We start from the raw sequence: 15,264 nt of genomic DNA, 5'->3' as shown, positions 1-15,264 counted from the left end.
TGTCAGGGTTTGAGAGGGATGCGGGGGCGTTCAGGCCTGGCCGATGGCGCGTGCCAAAGCAGCCTGCACCTTGGCGATGTCCAGTTGGCGCCAGCGGGCCACCACATGCTGGTCGGGGCGCAACAAATAATGGGTGCCGGGGCGGGCGTCGTAGCGCTTGGCCATCCAGCCCTGGTGGTCCACCAGCACCTGAAAACCGGGCACATCGAGCGCCTGGCTGGCCACGATCAAGGTCCCGACAGGCACCACGCCTTGCTGGAGGGCCTGCAGTGCGGCCAAGTCTTTGCCAAGGGGCGCCGCATCCAAAAAGTACAAAGCCTGAAAGCCCTTGCCCACCTGGTCGAGCAGCCAGGCGTCCTGCCCCTCCACCTGCACTGGCGCATCGTCCATGGGCGCGCCCGGCACCATATTGCCTTCAAAGTCATCGGCATCGGGGGTGTTGAGCGCAGAGCCTGTGAGGAACGAGGGCACCGACAAGCGGCCTGAGTTGACCAGCTTGCGTGCAAATGGGTGATGCTTGGCCAGCGCCAGCACCTGGTTGCGAAAGGTCTTGCTGGTGCGGCTCTTGGGGGTGATGAAGTCCGTCGAGCGTGTCGAGTTCATGATGTTCTCGTCGGCGGCAAACTGGCGGTCGTGCGCATAGGTGTCGAGCAAGCGCTCGGACGCCTGGCCTTTGATCACCAGGCCCAGCTTCCACATCAGGTCATCGGCATCCTGAAAGCCCGAGTTGGCGCCACGCGCACCAAAGGGCGAGACCTGGTGCGCCGCATCGCCCGCGAACAGCACGCGGCCGTGGCGAAAGTCGGTCATGCGGCGGCACTGAAAGGTGTAGATGCTGACCCACTCCAGCTCGAAAGGGCGCTCATCGCCCAGCATGGCCTGCAAACGCGGAATGACTTTTTCAGGCTTCTTTTCCTCTTCGGGGTCAGCGTCCCAGCCCAACTGAAAATCAATGCGCCAGACGTTGTTGCTTTGCTTGTGCAGCAGGACGCTTTGGTTGGGATGAAAGGGCGGGTCGAACCAGAACCAGCGCTCTGCCGGGTAGTCGGCCTTCATGATCACATCGGCAATCAGGAACCGGTCCTGGAAGACTCGGCCTTCGATATCCAGCCCCAGATGTCGACGAATCGGGCTGCGTGCGCCATCGGCCACCACGAGCCAGTCGGCCTCGATGTCGAAGATACCTTCGGGCGTTTCCACGGTCAGCGTGGCATGGTCGGCGGCGGGCGTGACGGCGGTCACCTTGTGCTGCCAGCGAATGTCTGCGCCCAGCTCCAAGGCTCGGGCGATCAGCATTTCCTCAATGTGGTACTGCTGCAAATTGATCATGCCGGGGCGCTTGTGGCCCGCATCGGGCACCAGATTGAACTGGTACACCTCCTCTTGCTCCAGGAAGGTTCGGCCAATGTTCCAGCTCACGCCCATGTTGCAGGCTTGATCGGCAATGCCCAACCGGTCCAGGATTTCGAGCGAGCGCTTGGCATAGCAAACAGCGCGCGAGCCAACCGACACGGTCTTGTCATCGTCCAGCACCAGCACCTCCAGCCCCTGCATACGGGCATCGATGGCAGCTGCCAGACCCACAGGTCCTGCCCCAATGACGATCAGAGGCTTTCGCTGCGGCGGTGTCGACATCAGGTCGGCAGCCCCTTTGTAGGGGTAAATCGGGTTGGTATAAGCGCCCATGCTTGCTCTCCGGCCTGAGAAATGCACCGCTTGGGTGCGACAGGCTGTAATTTACTATAGATAAACTTATTTACCTATCCGTAATTGACTAAGTTGCAGGGGTTTTGCTTCACCCGAGACCAAACCCCGTTATTTTCAGCGCACAACGTGAAGTCACGCTATGCTCGAGCCTTGTTTTTTGTATGACAACTTCATGACCCAAAACTTCACACCCGTCTCCAGTGGCGCACGACTTTCAGACCAGGTCGCCGAGCAGTTGGCGACTGAAATCAAGCAGGGCAGGCTCATGCCCGGCGACAAGCTGCCGACCGAGGCCCGCCTGGTCGAGCAATTTGAAGTCAGCCGCACGGTGGTGCGTGAAGCGGTGTCCCGCCTCAAATCTCTGGGTCTGGTCGACTCGCGTCAGGGCAGCGGGGTGTTTGTGAGCCAGCAGCTGCCGTTCGCACCTCTCAACTTTGAAGCCCGCCATGCCGCCTCTCAAGAGGCTGTGGTCCAGATGGTCGAGGTGCGTCGGGCGCTGGAAGCCGAGGTGGCCGCGCTGGCGGCCATGCGGCGCAATGCCAGTGACATTGGTGCCATTCGGCAAGCTGTTACGGCGCTGGATACCGCTGTGAAATCAGGCGGCAATGGCGTGGCCGAAGACGTGAAGTTTCACCGGGCCATTGCGGACGCTGCGCGCAACCCCTTTCTGATTCAGACCCTGGAATACCTGGGCCAGTTTTTGCACGGGGCCACGCAAGTGACCCGGGCCAACGAAGCGCGCCGGGTGGACTTTGCCGCCGAAGTGCAAGGCGAACACCAGGCCATTTTGAAGGCCGTCGAAGCTGGTGACGCCGAAGGGGCCAGGCAAGCAGCGGCCAGACACATGGGCAACGCCATCACCCGCATCCAGAGCGCAGACCCGGCCTTCTGGTTGCAAGAAGGCGAGCGTCTGGCGCAGCCCCTGGTCAAAGGGCTGCGGGTCTGAATCACTCCGCCTTGATGTTGGCCGCCTTGACCACCGCTGCGTAGCGCGAGAGGTCCCGCGCCATGTCGCGGCCAAATTTCTCAGGGCCGCCAGGACTGGCGGTGATGCCCAGGGTGTTCAGGCGATCACGCACCGCCGGGTCGTTCAGCACCGCGTTCAGCTCGGTGTTGAGCTTGTCCACAATCGCCCGGGGCGTTTTGGCAGGGGCCAGCAAGCCCACCCAAGAGTTGATGTCGAAGTCGGCCACACCGTTTTCAATGAAGGTGGGCACATCGGGCAAGGATGGCGCTCTTTGCGCACTGGACACAGCCACGGCATGCAGCTTGCCCGACTTGACGTGCTGTATCGCTCCCGCCACGGCGGTGTACACCAGCGGGATGGAGCCACCCATCACATCGATCATGGCCTGGCCACCGCCTTTGTAGGGGATGTGTGTCAGGTTGGCACCCGTGCGCTGCTTGAGCAATTCGCCCGCAATGTGCGGCGTCCCCCCCGTGCCAGACGTGCCATACGACAGGCCACCCGACTGGGTTTTGGACAGGGCGATCACTTCCTTGAGTGTCTTGGCCGGCACGCCCGGGTGCGAGACCAGAATCAGGATGGCATCACCGATCTTGCCAATCGGGGCAAAGTCTTTGGCGGTGTCAAAACCCACTTTGGGGAAAACGTGCGGGTTGATGACCAGGGTACCGTCAAAGCCCAGCAGCAAGGTGTAACCATCGGGCTCGGCCGCGCTCACCATTTGCGTGCCGATGTTGCCAGAGGCACCGGGTTTGTTGTCCACAATCACCTGCTGGCCCAGACGCTTGGACAGCTGTTCAGCGATCAGTCGGCCGCTGGTGTCCGTCACACCGCCGGGCGCAAAGGGCACCACCAGGCGAATCGGTTTGGCCGGGTAGGCTGTTTGCGCGGCGGCCGTGCTGGCGCCAAGCGCTAGGGCAGCGCACACACCCGCCGTCAGGCTGGTGGTCAACATGTTTTGCAGCCAGTGGCGGCGAGGTGTGGTGGTGAGGTTTTTCATGCTTGTCTCCTTGTGGTGTTGGTCATGTACGGGGGTCGCATTGCGCCGTTTCTGGCATGCCTGCGATGTTGTCATTCGGTTTCAGCGTAGCGCTTCTCAAAAGCCCACACATCCTCAAACCCCATCAGGCGCGTGAGGTCGGCAAAGTCGTACAAGGGCGTGCTGCCCTGCGCCGAAGAGCCGGTGTCCTTGAACTGCTGGTAGACCTGCGTCATGGCCTGCACCCCAGCCAGCAAGGCGGTGACCGGGAAAATGGCGATCTTGTAGCCCAAGGCTTCCAACTCGGGCCGCGTCAATACCGGGGTGCGGCCTTTCTCAACCATGTTGGCCACCAAAGGCACGTCAAAGCTTTGGCCGATGCGGCGCATTTCCTCTTCGGACTCGGGCGATTCGACAAACAGGATGTCGGCCCCCGCCTTGGCATAGGCCTCGGCGCGGCGCAAGGCTTCGTCCAGGCCCAGCGTGGTCCGGGCATCGGTGCGCGCAATGATCAAAAAGTCTTTGGACTCACGCGAATCCACGGCCACACGGATCTTGCGCACCATGTCGGCGACCGGGATCACCCGGCGGCCCGGTGTATGGCCGCATTTTTTGGGAAACTCCTGGTCTTCGAGTTGAATGGCCGCCGCACCTGCTGCTTCGTAACCGCGAATGGTGTGGCGCATATTGAGCAAACCGCCATAACCCGTGTCTGCATCGGCGATCAAGGGCGTGCGTGCCATGCCTGCCATGGCCGTCACGCGGCCCACCATGTCGCTGTATGTGGCCAAGCCCGCATCGGGCAAACCCATGTGCGAGGCCACCGTGCCATAACCGGTCATGTAAAGCGCATCAAAACCGAAGCTGTCGGCCAGGCGCAGGGACACCATGTCGAACACACCGGGGGCCACCACCAGTCCGGGCTGGTTCAAACGCGCACGCAAGGCAGAGGTTTTGGTATTCATGGGGCAAACTTTGGGCAAGAGTGATTAAATCAGCAAGATTCGAATTTTTTCATTTCAGCACAAGAGACCCCCATGAACCTTCACCTGAGCGACAAGCACATCCTGATCACCGGCGGCAGCAAAGGCATTGGCCTGGCGTGCGCCCAGGGCTTTTTGGACGAGGGCGCCCGCGTGACGCTGGTCTCGCGCGACACCGCCAACCTGGCGCGTGCACAGCAGCAACTGCTGGCCGCCTGTCCGGGTGCACGCATCCACACCGTGGCCGCCGACTTGCGGGATGCCGATGCGGCCCTGGCTGCGCTGGATTCATCCGAAGCGGCGCTCGGCCCGGTGGACGTATTGGTCAACTCTGCCGGCGCCGCCAAACGCACACCCGCCCCCGAGTTGACACCAGCGGCATTTGCCGACGCCATGCAGGCCAAGTACTTCACCTACATCCACATGATCACACCGACCATCCACCGCATGGCCGAGCGCGGACAGGGTACTGTGGTCAACGTGGTGGGCAATGGTGGCAAAGTGGCCAGCCCTATCCACCTGCCCGGTGGCGCGGCCAACGCGGCCCTGATGCTGGTGAGTGCCGGCCTGGCCGCAGCCTACGGCCCGCAAGGCATCCGGGTCAATGCGGTCAACCCCGGCTTGACCCTGACCGACCGGCTGCACGAAGGCTTTGCGGCCGATGCCCGCGTCAAAGGCCTCAGCCCTGATGAAGTCATGGCGCAATCGGTGGCCAAAATCCCCTTGGGCCGCATGGCCGAGCCCGAAGAAATTGCCAACGCCGTGCTGTTTTTGGCCTCGTCCAAAGCCAGCTACATCACCGGCATTTGCATGAGCATGGACGGGGCACTCAACCCCATCGTATTTTGATTGGGGCTACACCCATGAGCACCCTGCGCAAACTTGGACTGGCCGCACTGGTCTGTCTGGGCACGTGGGGTGCGACCTGCCATGCCCAAACCAGCCTGGCGCCCTTGGCCACGGTGCCCTCGGTGGATGTGCCGCGTTACATGGGCACCTGGCATGAGATCGCCAAATACCCCAACTGGTTTCAAAAGAAATGCTTCAGCAGCACACAGGCCACTTACAGCCTGCAAGCCGATGGCCGGGTGCAAGTGCTGAACCGTTGCAAAACCGACAAAGGCGAGTGGAGCGAAGCGCTGGGCGCGGCCCGGCAGATCGGTGGCCCGACCTCAGCGCAGCTCAAGGTGCGCTTTGCACCCGAGTGGCTGTCTTTCATTCCGCTGGTGTGGGGCGATTACTGGATCATCGCGCTCGATGCGGACTACCAGTGGGTGGTGGTCAGCGAACCACAACGCGAATACCTTTGGGTTTTATCGCGCACACCGCAAATGCCAGCCGCCACTTACCAAGCCCTGCTGGGCAAGCTTGAAGGCTGGGGCTTTGACCTGAAACGGATCGAGCCCAGCCGCCCCTGAACCGAGGCTTTGCGAGGTTCAGTGTGCCGCTTCGGCCTGGCGCACCTGAGTGGCCTCAGTGGCCATCAACCAACCCTGGTTGGCGGCGTCTTGCGCCAATTGATCGATCAAGGCGCGGGCATCGGCATTGACCATGGCCACGGGCTGCAAGCGCAGGGCGGCGTCACAAAAGTGGTGCACCACCTCGGCCACATCATCGGCATTCAAGGCGGTGGGTTTGTAGACCGGTGTGCAACGCACTTTTTGGCCCAGCGCCCGGTAAAACACTGCCGCCATGTGGGCCGATGCGCCATACACGCTTCGCAGCTGACCCGCTGCGGTCACGCGCAAGGTGTAACCGTATTTGCCCTTGACACACTCGGCCTCGGTGATGTCGCTCAAGTCGAAGTGGTGCACCAGGCTGCCACTGTCATGCTCTGAAATCAGCAACTGCTGATCGGTCAGCAACCACAGACCGCGACCGGCCAACACCACACGGCCCAGCACATAGGCCAGCACACGCTCTGGGGGCTGGATGTGGTCACGCATCTGGTCCACATCGGCTTGCTTGAGCAAGCTGGAACCGTAGGGATTGGCACCCTCAATCAAGAGTTCGCTCAGTTCATTGCCATTTTTCAAAAAGTCCAGCCAAGCCATAGGTGTCTCCAAATAATCTTTCGATGTTCGTGCATGGCGCCGGCCTTAACCCCTTCTGGCGGAGAATGGGCCTACTGTTTGCCGGGTTATTGACGGTGAAATCGGTCAGACCCTTGAGGGTGGCTGAGCCGCCGGACTGCAACGCAAAAAGACCGAGGCATTTCACAGCATTTGCCAGGCCACATGCACTGGACAGGCCACTGAACCAAACTGCGGCTTCTTTTTAATTTTTCAGGCCATGTTCACCCCACCCCCCATTTCATCCGCATTGAACGACTGGGCCTGCGACCCGTTGGACCGCCCCCTGGTCAGCCTGATTGTGCGGGCCGCCTTTCAGATGCTGCACGACTGGGCGCTTCACATGCTGGAACGCCCTCGCAGTTGCGCGCTGGAACAAGCGGCTGTGCGCACCGCCCTGCAAGGCATGGGGGCCTCGCTGGCCTGGGCTTTCGCAGACACCGGTGTGGCTGCACGGGCACGGCAGCGCATGCGCGCGGTCCAAGGCGTCACGGCTGCTGAACCGTCTCCAAGTACATGAGCAACGACACGATGCGGTTGCGCGCCGACCACTCGGCGGTGCGAGGCGAATCGCCGGGCTGGGTCATGGCCCGGGCCTTGAATTCGTTGCCCCACACCGGCATTTCGCGCGACCCGTGCGGCCCGGCATCACCCGACCAGCGGCCATCGATCACCTCCCACATCAACTCCTGCGGGAACTTGCCGCCATTGCGCCGGGCAATCGTGGTCAGGTCAGAAGGAGGCTTGACCAAAAAGGAATGCACGGGTCCATCGCCTTTGCCAGACACACCGTGGCAACTGGCACAGTTGTCCCTGTAGTCGACACGGCCCAGACCCACTGAAGTTTGCGCCCAAGCGGTGGCCGTGATGCTGAGAATGCTGGCGACAACCGCCTGGCTGATGGGATTGTTTTTCATAAGGTCTCCTGTTGATTTGCAAGAGCCATATCATCGAAAAACAAGCCGCTTGGGTCTGTGCGTTTGCGCGCCCAAACCACGCAAAAACACTACCGCATAACGCACCACAGCCTACCGGTTAAGGGGTATTTCAGTTCAGCGTGCCGCCCGCCAGCACCACATCACCCAGCCCCTGTTGCCGGTGCAGCACCAGCAAAGCCAGGGCCTGCTGCACCCCTGCCACCAACAGACTGGCAGGCAAGCTGGGCAAGTTCGGGCCTGCCCAGTGGGCTGCCTGCTCGGGCAGCAAAGGCAAATGCATGAACCCACTGTTCACACCCCGTCCTGCCAGTGCATGCTGCAAGCCGTAAAAAACCTGGTTGCAGACAAAGGTGCCAGCCGTTTGCGACACCGACGCCGGAAACCCCGCGTCCCGCAAACCCGCCACCAGCGCCTTGATGGGCAAGCTGCTGAAATAAGCCGCCGGGCCGCCAGCCACCACCGGCACGTCAATGGGCTGCGCACCGGCGTTGTCGGGGATGCGGGCGTCTTGCACATTGATGGCCACGCGTTCGACTGAAAAATCGCAGCGCCCTTCGGCCTGACCCAGCGCCAGCACGATGTCGGGGCGTTGCGATGCCAAGGCCTGTTGTAAAGCGGGCAGCGCCAGCGCAAAAACGCAGGGCAATTGCACCGCCGTGACCTGCGCGCCGACCATCACCGCACCGTGCAGTGCGCGCGCCACCTCCCACGACGGGTTGAGGCTTTGCCCGTCAAAAGGCTCAAACCCGGTGACCAGGATACGCATCGGCTTGAAAGCTTCAGACGTTGAAGATCGACACCGTCTTGGTGTTCAGGTAAGCATCCAGCGCCTCAGGGCCACCTTCAGAGCCGTAGCCGGAATCCTTCATGCCGCCAAAAGGCAGCTCGGGCCAAGGTGCCGCAGGCTGGTTGACCCACAACATGCCCACTTCCAGGCGCTGGCTGAGCAGGTGCGAGGTCTTGAGCGATTGGGTGAATGCGTAGCCGGCCAGGCCAAAGGGCAGGCGGTTGGCCTCGGCGATGGCGTCTTCGATCTTCTCGAAGCTGCGAATCGCCGCAATGGGGCCAAAAGGCTCGTGGTTGACCACATCGGCATCGAGCGGCACATGCGACAAGACCGTGGGGGCAAAGAAGTGACCTTGTGTGCCGATGCGTTCACCACCGGACAACACCTTGGCGCCTTTGGCGCGGGCGTCCTGCATGATGGCTTGCATGGCCACCAAACGACGCTCGTTGGCCAGCGGACCCATGCTGGTGCCTGCGACCAGGCCATCGCCCACTTTGAGCGAGTCGGCGTGCGCGGCCAACAAGCTGGCAAATTCATCGGCAATCTTGTGGTGCACCAAAAAGCGGGTGGGCGAAATACAGACCTGGCCCGCATTGCGGAACTTGGCGGCGCCTGCCGTCTTGACGGCCAAAGCAATGTCGCCGTCTTCGGCCACGATCACGGGGGCGTGGCCACCGAGCTCCATGGTCACGCGCTTCATGTGCTGCCCGGCCATGGCGGCCAGTTTTTTGCCCACCGGCGTGGAGCCGGTGAAGGTGATCTTGCGGATCAGCGGGTGCGCGATCAAATAACTGGAAATGTCGGCGGGAGTGCCAAACACCAAGCCAATCACGCCTGCGGGCACGCCCGCATCGTGGAAGGCCCGGATCAACTCGGCAGGCGATGCAGGGGTTTCTTCAGGGGCCTTGACGATGATCGAGCAGCCGGTAGCCAGGGCCGCCGCCATCTTGCGCACCGCCTGGTTGATCGGGAAATTCCAGGGCGTGAACGCAGCGACCGGGCCCACGGGCTGCTTGAGCACGTTTTGCTGCACGTTGATGTTGCGCGGCGGCACGATGCGGCCATAAACGCGTCGGCCCTCTTCGGCAAACCACTCGATGATGTCGGCCGACGACATGACCTCAACCTTGGCTTCGGCCAAAGGCTTGCCCTGCTCTAGCGTCAGCAACTCTGCAATCAGCGGAGCGCGTTCGCGCATCAGGGCCGCCGCCTTGCGCATGATGGCGCTGCGCTCGTTGGCAGGCACATCGCGCCACAACTCAAAGCCTTTTTGCGCGGCTTGTGCGGCACGCTCAAGATCAGGCACACCCGCATGGGCGAGTCGGCCGATTTCGATGCCGTTGGCCGGATTGAACACGGGCATGGTGCGGCCACCTTCGGCGTCGCACCACTGGCCGTTGATGAAAAGTTGGGTGTGGGGATAAGTCATGACAGGGTCCTGGCTGATGAACAGTGGGTAAAAAGGGTGGGCCATTGTGGCTTGAATTGCAGTTTGCCATGCCCCGTGCAAGGTCAACAACGGGACACCCAAAGTCCCGATCAGCTTTTGCCCAAGAAGTCTGCGAGGTGGTCCATCAGCACATTCACCCGGTGCGGGATGTAGCGGTTGCTGGGCAAAACCGCGTAAATACCCAAAGGTGGCGCCTCGAAAGGCTGCAGTATTTCCACCACTTCGTGGCGCTGCAAAAAAGGCTCGGCAATGAAGTCGGGCTGTAAAGCGATGCCCATGCCCTGGGCTGCGGCCTGCACCAGCGCCAGCCCGTTGTTGGCCTGGATGCGACCGCGCACCGGAAAAGCCTGCACCTGTCCGTCCAGCTGGAAGGGCCAGGTTGCGCTCTTGGCAGTCATCGAATAGACCAGGCACTCATGGTTGCGCAACTGCTCGGGGTGGGTGGGTGTGCCGTGCTCAGAAAGGTAAGCCGGCGAGGCCAGCGTCAAAAGGCGGCAATGGCCCAGCATGCGCACGATGTCGCCAGGCTGCAAGTCAGCCGTGATGCGGATCGACAGATCAAGGCCCTCCTCGATCAGGTTGGCATGTTGGTCAGAAAAGTCCATTAACAGCTCAATGTGCGGCTGTGCCTTGGCAAAGTCGAGCAAAGCGGGCATCAGGCGCTGCAAGCCAAAACTCAAGGGCAAGCCCAGTCGGATGCGCCCACGCGGCACGGCTTTTTCTTCCTCCAGGCTGGACTCGGCGGCATCGACCAGGTTCAAAATCACCCGGCACTTTTCCAGATAAGCCGCGCCCGCCGGGGTGAGGGTCAGGCTGCGGGTGCTGCGCGTGATGAGCTTGACGCGCAGGTGCTTTTCAAGTGCAGCGATCTGGCGCGTGACCACCGAGCGGGCCACCTGCAGCTGGTCGGCCACGGTGGTGAATGTGCTCGCCTCGGCCACACGCACAAAGATTTGCATTGCATCGAGTTTGTCCATTGTTGCCAATTGTGCAACAAGCATTTGTCCATTTGCTACTTTTTCTGAACAGCACAGGCGCCTAAAGTCCCCCCATTGAAAGTGAAGACACCATGTCCAGCCATCGCCCCGTCCTGTTTGTGCCCCACGGCTCCCCCATGTTTGCCCTGCGCCCCGGCGCGGCAGGTGCGGCCCTGAGCCAGCTCGCGGTAAAGCTGGGCACGCCCCGCGCCATCGTGGTGGTCAGCCCGCACTGGGAAACCGCAGTGCCCACCGTCGGCTTTGCCACCCGGCCCGAGACCCTCCACGACTTCGGCGGCTTTGACCCCCGCCTGTACGACATGCAATACCCCGCGACCGGTTGTCCCGAAGTCGCCGCCCAAGTCATGAACGCTTTGCAAAATGCGGGCTTGCCGGTGGCGCAAGACGCCGGGCACGGGCTGGACCACGGCGCCTGGATTCCGCTGCGCCAGATGTTCCCCGATGCGGACGTGCCGGTGGTGCCTTTGTCGGTGCAAAGCCATCTGGGACCAGAGCACGCTTACCGCGTTGGTCAGGCATTGGCAGCTCTGGCGGCGCAAAACATCCTGATCGTGGCCTCGGGCAACGTGACGCACAACCTGCGCGACTTCATGCTTGTGAGCTCACAAGGGGGCAGCACCCCGACTTATGTGCAGGCATTTGCCGACTGGATCCACACCCACATGACAGCACGCGATGTGCCCGGCCTGCTGGCCTACCGCCAGACCGCTGAAGGCCAGCGCGCTCACCCGACCGACGAACACCTGCTGCCCCTGTTCACCGCCTTGGGCGCTGCGGGCGGTGGCGCGCAGCCAGAGGCGTTTTTTCGGGGCATCAGTGACCATGTGATCGCCATGGACGGCTACACCTTCCACTGAACTTTGCACCAGGAACACCGCATGAGCACCCCCACCACCCTGCATTACACCCGCACCGCCAAAAGCCTGCACTGGCTGATGGCCCTGATGATTTTCGGCCTGCTGGCTTTGGGCTTTTACATGAGCGACCTGCCCTTGTCGCCCGATAAATTGCAGTACTACGCATGGCACAAATGGGCTGGCGTGAGCGTGTTCGCACTGGTCTGGCTGCGCTTGGCTTGGCGCGTCACGCACCGTCCACCGGCACTGCCAGGCAGCATGCCCCGCCACATGCAATGGGCCGCGCACGCCGGTCACGCCCTGTTGTATGTGCTGATGATCGCCATCCCCTTGAGCGGCTGGCTGATGAGTTCGGCCAAAGGCGTGCCAACCGTCTGGTTCGGCGTACTGCCCATCCCCGACCTGCTGGCCAGGGACAAGGAACTGGGCCCCACGCTGGCCGAGTTGCACGAAGCCTTGAACATCGGCTTGCTGCTGCTGATCGCAGGCCATGCGGCGGCCGCGTTTTTTCACCATTTTTTCCACAAAGACGACACGCTGCACCGCATGCTGCCAGGCCGTCCATCTTCCAACCCACAAGAAACCTCATGAACACCCTTTTGAAAACCCTGCTGGCCTTGTCTGCCGGCGCACTGGCTTTACAAGCCCAGGCAGTGCCTTACCAATCCATCGTGCCCGCCAAGAGCAGCGTCAGCTTCAGCTACAAGCAAATGGGTGTGGGCATGGACGGCCGCTTCAAGAAGTTTGCCGCGCAGCTGAGCTTTGACCCGGCCAAAGCCGAGCAGGCCAAGGCCAGCTTTGAAGTGGATCTGACCAGCGTGGACACTGGCTCGGGAGAGGCCGACGACGAGGTGGTGACCAAATCGTGGTTCAACGCTGCGGCCTTCCCCAAAGCCCAGTTTGTGGCCAAACAAATCAAACAAACCGCCCCCAACCAGTACGAAGTGCAAGGCACGCTCAGCATCAAGGGCCTGACCCGCGAGCTGAAGTTCCCCATGAAGCACACCGCACAAGGCAAGGACGGCCTGCTGACCGGCGGCTTCACCATGAAGCGCGCTGACTACACCATCGGCGAAGGCATGTGGGCCAAGTTCGATGTGGTGGCCAACGACATCCAGGTCAATTTCTCACTGGCCACCACGCCAGGCAAATAAGTCCCCAAGCTCAAGCCAAAGCCCAAACCCATTTCTGCACCGCCGCTTTTTCACCCTCGACCATTCTTTTTTACACAGGAACTTTCGCATGACATCTCTGAAAAAACTCGCCACCGCCCTGGCCTTTGCATCGGTGGCCGCAGGCTCGGCTCTGGCCGCCCCCGTGACCTACAAGGTAGATGGCTCGCACACCTTTCCACGGTTTTCCTATTCTCACTTTGGCCTGTCCAACCAACTCAGCAGTTTCAGCAACACCACGGGCAACGTCGTCTTTGACGCTGCTGCGAAAACCGGCTCGGTAGAGATCGTGATCGACATGAAGTCGGTGAACACCGGCTTTGCCGACTTCAACAGCCACATCCAGGGGGAAGACTTTCTGGACACCGCCAAATTCCCCACCGCCACCTTCAAGTCGACCCAGGTGGTGTTTGAAGGCGACAAGCCCAAGGCCATCGAAGGGCTCCTGACCCTCAAAGGCGTGACCAAGCCGGTCACCCTCACGGTGACCCATTTCGTGGCAACCGCACACCCCATGGCAAAAAAGCCGGCCTTGGGCGCCAACGCTTTCACGACCGTCAAGCGCACAGAGTTCAACGCCGGTAAATACGCGCCTTACGTGGGTGACGAAGTGCGCATCGACATCACCATCGAAGCCATCGCGCCTTAAGCCCTGCTGCAGCTGTTTGGTGCAAGGCCACCCCGCGTCTACAACGGGGTGGCCTTTTTTCATGGGTGTGGGCAGCCTACACCTCAAGGTGTAGGCCTTCAGACAGAGGTTAATTAACCGTTGGGTAGCTGGCAAATTGCCATTTTTTTTTTAGCATGGGGGCTCCTTTCATCAAGAAGCCGGTATCAACCCATGCGCCCAGAAACACGCCCCTTTATGGGAATGTGGTCGCAAACAATTGTGGAGACCACGATGTCCTTGTTCAAGAAAATTCTGGTGCCAATCGATGGCAGCAGCACATCCAACAAAGCGCTGGACTATGCGCTCAAAATTGCACAGGCCGACAAAGCCGAAGTTCGCTTCGTCTATTGCATTGACGAGTTGTCACTGATGGTCAACCCTGAGTATTCCGGCGAAATCATCCAGCTGGCTCGGGACACTGGTCACAAAATTTTGCAAGACGGCATGGCGCTCGCCAAGGCGGCCAACGTCAAAGCCGACACAAACCTGATAGACCGGGCCGGACAACGCCTGGGTGAATCAGTGGCCAATGCCGCAGGCGACTGGGGTGCCGATTTGATCGTGCTCGGAACACATGGCCGACGCGGCATTGGCCGCGTCTTGCTGGGCAGTGGCGCAGAACAAGTCATGCGCATGGCCCCCGTGCCCGTACTGATGGTCCGGGGTTCTGACTGAGCGGCCTGGAGCTGCCGATCAATCGATTTTGGCGCCCGAGGCCTTGACCACCTGGGCCATGCGCACGTAGTCCGCCGCCAACAGCTTGCTGAAGTCGGCGTTGCTCATGTCGCGGGGCTCAATGCCTTGCTTGTCCAGGCGGGCCAACACGGCCGGGTCTTTGAGCAACTTGCTCACCGCCGCATTGATGCGGGTGGCCTCTGCGGCCGGAATGGCAGCAGGGCCAAGGAAGCCGAACCAGGAATCAAACTGATAACCCGGCAAGCCGCTCTCGGCGATGGTGGGCAATTCGGGCAGGTATTTGCTGCGCTGAGGCGAGGTCACGCCCAGCAAGCGGATGCGGCTGTCTTTGGCAAATGACAGCGCGCCGATGCTGGCGGCGATCACCGCCTGGGCACGGCCCGACAGCACTTCATTGATGGCTTCGCCCGTGGCCTTGAGGGGCACATGCACCACGTCCGTGCCTGACAGACCCGTGAAATAGGCCATGGCCAAGTGGGTGGCACTGCCTACGCCGGCGCTGGCATAGTTCATCTTGCCGGGGTTGGCCTTGGCGTAACGGATGAATTCGGCCGCTGTTTTGGCCGGCACATCGGGGTGCACCATCAGCACGTAGCTTGCGCTGCCGATGTGCGCCAGGGGTGCAAAGTCTTTTTGCGGGTCATAGGCCAGCTTGGTGTAAAGCGAGCCTGCAATGTTGTGGCTGGCCGCAGCCGCCACCATCACACTGCCATCGGCTTCTGCACGTGCCACATACCCGGTGCCAATGGTGCCGCCCGCGCCTGCGCGGTTTTCCACAATGACCGTTTGGCCCAAGGCTGCGCTCATCTCTTGTGAAATGGCGCGGGCCAGCGTGTCTTGCACGCCCCCAGCCGCAAAAGGCACCACGATGCGCACCGGTTTGGTGGATTGGGCCTGGGCCATGCCCACCGCTGTCAGCAAAGCGGCGCCCAAACTGGACGCCAAAAGTTCACGCCGTTGAATCATTTGAATTTCCTTGAAAATCGAC

General features: G+C 61.3%; 18 protein-coding genes. 9 read left to right on the top strand and 9 right to left on the bottom strand.

Annotated features, from left to right (window positions below):
- Positions 1-30: 30 nt before the first annotated feature.
- A complete protein-coding gene (locus tag B9Z45_RS08250) occupies positions 31-1,686 on the bottom strand; it encodes an FAD-dependent oxidoreductase (protein ID WP_108406746.1) in 1,656 nt (551 codons plus the stop codon).
- A 193-nt stretch (positions 1,687-1,879) separates the two neighbouring features.
- Between B9Z45_RS08250 and B9Z45_RS08245 the strand changes: the two genes are divergently transcribed.
- Positions 1,880-2,653 carry a FadR/GntR family transcriptional regulator gene (locus B9Z45_RS08245; protein ID WP_108406784.1) on the top strand — a complete coding sequence of 258 codons (774 nt, stop codon included), beginning with the start codon at positions 1,880-1,882 and terminating at the stop codon, positions 2,651-2,653.
- Position 2,654: 1 nt separating this feature from the next.
- Here B9Z45_RS08245 and B9Z45_RS08240 read toward each other — a convergent pair whose 3' ends face one another.
- Positions 2,655-3,674, bottom strand: a complete 1,020-nt coding sequence (locus tag B9Z45_RS08240; RefSeq protein WP_108406783.1) for a tripartite tricarboxylate transporter substrate binding protein — start codon at positions 3,672-3,674, stop codon at positions 2,655-2,657.
- A 71-nt stretch (positions 3,675-3,745) separates the two neighbouring features.
- Positions 3,746-4,618 carry an oxaloacetate decarboxylase gene (locus B9Z45_RS08235; protein WP_108406745.1) on the bottom strand — a complete coding sequence of 291 codons (873 nt, stop codon included), beginning with the start codon at positions 4,616-4,618 and terminating at the stop codon, positions 3,746-3,748.
- Positions 4,619-4,690: 72 nt separating this feature from the next.
- Between B9Z45_RS08235 and B9Z45_RS08230 the strand changes: the two genes are divergently transcribed.
- Positions 4,691-5,485 (top strand): SDR family oxidoreductase, encoded by a 795-nt coding sequence (locus B9Z45_RS08230; RefSeq protein ID WP_108406744.1) that lies wholly within the window; start codon positions 4,691-4,693, stop codon positions 5,483-5,485.
- Positions 5,486-5,499: 14 nt separating this feature from the next.
- Positions 5,500-6,054 (top strand): lipocalin family protein, encoded by a 555-nt coding sequence (locus tag B9Z45_RS08225; RefSeq protein WP_108406743.1) that lies wholly within the window; start codon positions 5,500-5,502, stop codon positions 6,052-6,054.
- Between the two features lie 18 nt (positions 6,055-6,072).
- Here the strand turns inward: B9Z45_RS08225 and B9Z45_RS08220 are convergent, their stop codons facing one another.
- A complete protein-coding gene (locus tag B9Z45_RS08220) occupies positions 6,073-6,690 on the bottom strand; it encodes a hypothetical protein (RefSeq protein WP_108406742.1) in 618 nt (205 codons plus the stop codon).
- Between the two features lie 238 nt (positions 6,691-6,928).
- On the opposite strand from B9Z45_RS08220, the gene B9Z45_RS08215 reads away from it, so the two are divergent.
- On the top strand, positions 6,929-7,228 hold the full coding sequence (locus B9Z45_RS08215) for a hypothetical protein (RefSeq protein WP_108406741.1): 300 nt from the start codon (positions 6,929-6,931) through the stop codon (positions 7,226-7,228).
- Here B9Z45_RS08215 and B9Z45_RS08210 read toward each other — a convergent pair.
- The 4 genes from B9Z45_RS08210 to B9Z45_RS08195 form a co-directional block, all read right to left on the bottom strand.
- On the bottom strand, positions 7,197-7,625 hold the full coding sequence (locus B9Z45_RS08210) for a c-type cytochrome (protein ID WP_108406740.1): 429 nt from the start codon (positions 7,623-7,625) through the stop codon (positions 7,197-7,199). The two genes, B9Z45_RS08215 and B9Z45_RS08210, sit on opposite strands and share 32 nt — an antisense overlap.
- Positions 7,626-7,755: 130 nt before the next feature.
- Positions 7,756-8,412 carry a pyroglutamyl-peptidase I gene (pcp, locus tag B9Z45_RS08205; RefSeq protein ID WP_108406739.1) on the bottom strand — a complete coding sequence of 219 codons (657 nt, stop codon included), beginning with the start codon at positions 8,410-8,412 and terminating at the stop codon, positions 7,756-7,758.
- Positions 8,413-8,425: 13 nt separating this feature from the next.
- Positions 8,426-9,862: an NAD-dependent succinate-semialdehyde dehydrogenase gene (locus B9Z45_RS08200; RefSeq protein ID WP_108406782.1), complete on the bottom strand. Its 1,437-nt coding sequence runs from the start codon at positions 9,860-9,862 to the stop codon at positions 8,426-8,428.
- A 110-nt stretch (positions 9,863-9,972) separates the two neighbouring features.
- Positions 9,973-10,860: a LysR family transcriptional regulator gene (locus tag B9Z45_RS08195; RefSeq protein ID WP_108406738.1), complete on the bottom strand. Its 888-nt coding sequence runs from the start codon at positions 10,858-10,860 to the stop codon at positions 9,973-9,975.
- 92 nt (positions 10,861-10,952) lie between these two features.
- Here B9Z45_RS08195 and B9Z45_RS08190 point away from each other — a divergent pair, with 92 nt between their 5' ends.
- The 5 genes from B9Z45_RS08190 (at position 10,953) to B9Z45_RS08170 (ending at position 14,255) form a co-directional block, all read left to right on the top strand.
- Positions 10,953-11,738: a class III extradiol ring-cleavage dioxygenase gene (locus B9Z45_RS08190; protein ID WP_108406737.1), complete on the top strand. Its 786-nt coding sequence runs from the start codon at positions 10,953-10,955 to the stop codon at positions 11,736-11,738.
- 21 nt (positions 11,739-11,759) lie between these two features.
- Complete coding sequence (locus B9Z45_RS08185) at positions 11,760-12,329, top strand: cytochrome b (protein ID WP_108406736.1); 570 nt, start codon at positions 11,760-11,762, stop codon at positions 12,327-12,329.
- A complete protein-coding gene (locus B9Z45_RS08180; RefSeq protein ID WP_108406735.1) occupies positions 12,326-12,892 on the top strand; it encodes a YceI family protein in 567 nt (188 codons plus the stop codon). Before B9Z45_RS08185 ends, B9Z45_RS08180 begins: the two co-directional genes overlap by 4 nt.
- A gap of 97 nt (positions 12,893-12,989) precedes the next feature.
- Positions 12,990-13,559, top strand: coding sequence for a YceI family protein (locus B9Z45_RS08175; protein ID WP_199221868.1), 570 nt, complete (start codon positions 12,990-12,992; stop codon positions 13,557-13,559).
- A gap of 252 nt (positions 13,560-13,811) precedes the next feature.
- The gene (locus tag B9Z45_RS08170) at positions 13,812-14,255 is read left to right on the top strand and encodes a universal stress protein (protein WP_370445820.1); all 444 of its coding nucleotides are present in this window, start codon (positions 13,812-13,814) and stop codon (positions 14,253-14,255) included.
- An 18-nt stretch (positions 14,256-14,273) separates the two neighbouring features.
- On the opposite strand, the gene B9Z45_RS08165 is transcribed toward B9Z45_RS08170, so the two are convergent.
- Entirely contained in the window at positions 14,274-15,242 is a 969-nt protein-coding gene (locus B9Z45_RS08165; RefSeq protein ID WP_108406733.1) for a tripartite tricarboxylate transporter substrate binding protein, read from the bottom strand.
- Positions 15,243-15,264: the final 22 nt, after the last annotated feature.

This window comes from Limnohabitans sp. 2KL-17 (genome assembly GCF_003063415.1).
Taxonomy (GTDB): domain Bacteria; phylum Pseudomonadota; class Gammaproteobacteria; order Burkholderiales; family Burkholderiaceae_C; genus Limnohabitans_A.
Note: the sequence above shows the minus strand (reverse complement) of the source record. Positions and strands in the feature narration are given on the sequence as shown.

Bases quoted from the DNA above. Each gene is read 5' to 3' on its own strand.
- B9Z45_RS08200 (WP_108406782.1), bottom strand. From the start codon at position 9,862: ATGACTTATCCCCACACCCAACTTTTCATCAACGGCCAGTGGTGCGAC.
- B9Z45_RS08190 (WP_108406737.1), top strand. From the start codon at position 10,953: ATGTCCAGCCATCGCCCCGTCCTGTTTGTGCCCCACGGCTCCCCCATG.
- B9Z45_RS08215 (WP_108406741.1), top strand. From the start codon at position 6,929: ATGTTCACCCCACCCCCCATTTCATCCGCATTGAACGACTGGGCCTGC.
- B9Z45_RS08250 (WP_108406746.1), bottom strand. From the start codon at position 1,686: ATGGGCGCTTATACCAACCCGATTTACCCCTACAAAGGGGCTGCCGAC.
- B9Z45_RS08165 (WP_108406733.1), bottom strand. From the start codon at position 15,242: ATGATTCAACGGCGTGAACTTTTGGCGTCCAGTTTGGGCGCCGCTTTG.
- B9Z45_RS08170 (WP_370445820.1), top strand. From the start codon at position 13,812: ATGTCCTTGTTCAAGAAAATTCTGGTGCCAATCGATGGCAGCAGCACA.
- pcp (WP_108406739.1), bottom strand. From the start codon at position 8,412: ATGCGTATCCTGGTCACCGGGTTTGAGCCTTTTGACGGGCAAAGCCTC.
- B9Z45_RS08235 (WP_108406745.1), bottom strand. From the start codon at position 4,618: ATGAATACCAAAACCTCTGCCTTGCGTGCGCGTTTGAACCAGCCCGGA.
- B9Z45_RS08225 (WP_108406743.1), top strand. From the start codon at position 5,500: ATGAGCACCCTGCGCAAACTTGGACTGGCCGCACTGGTCTGTCTGGGC.
- B9Z45_RS08230 (WP_108406744.1), top strand. From the start codon at position 4,691: ATGAACCTTCACCTGAGCGACAAGCACATCCTGATCACCGGCGGCAGC.
- B9Z45_RS08240 (WP_108406783.1), bottom strand. From the start codon at position 3,674: ATGAAAAACCTCACCACCACACCTCGCCGCCACTGGCTGCAAAACATG.
- B9Z45_RS08195 (WP_108406738.1), bottom strand. From the start codon at position 10,860: ATGGACAAACTCGATGCAATGCAAATCTTTGTGCGTGTGGCCGAGGCG.
- B9Z45_RS08180 (WP_108406735.1), top strand. From the start codon at position 12,326: ATGAACACCCTTTTGAAAACCCTGCTGGCCTTGTCTGCCGGCGCACTG.
- B9Z45_RS08220 (WP_108406742.1), bottom strand. From the start codon at position 6,690: ATGGCTTGGCTGGACTTTTTGAAAAATGGCAATGAACTGAGCGAACTC.
- B9Z45_RS08210 (WP_108406740.1), bottom strand. From the start codon at position 7,625: ATGAAAAACAATCCCATCAGCCAGGCGGTTGTCGCCAGCATTCTCAGC.
- B9Z45_RS08185 (WP_108406736.1), top strand. From the start codon at position 11,760: ATGAGCACCCCCACCACCCTGCATTACACCCGCACCGCCAAAAGCCTG.
- B9Z45_RS08245 (WP_108406784.1), top strand. From the start codon at position 1,880: ATGACCCAAAACTTCACACCCGTCTCCAGTGGCGCACGACTTTCAGAC.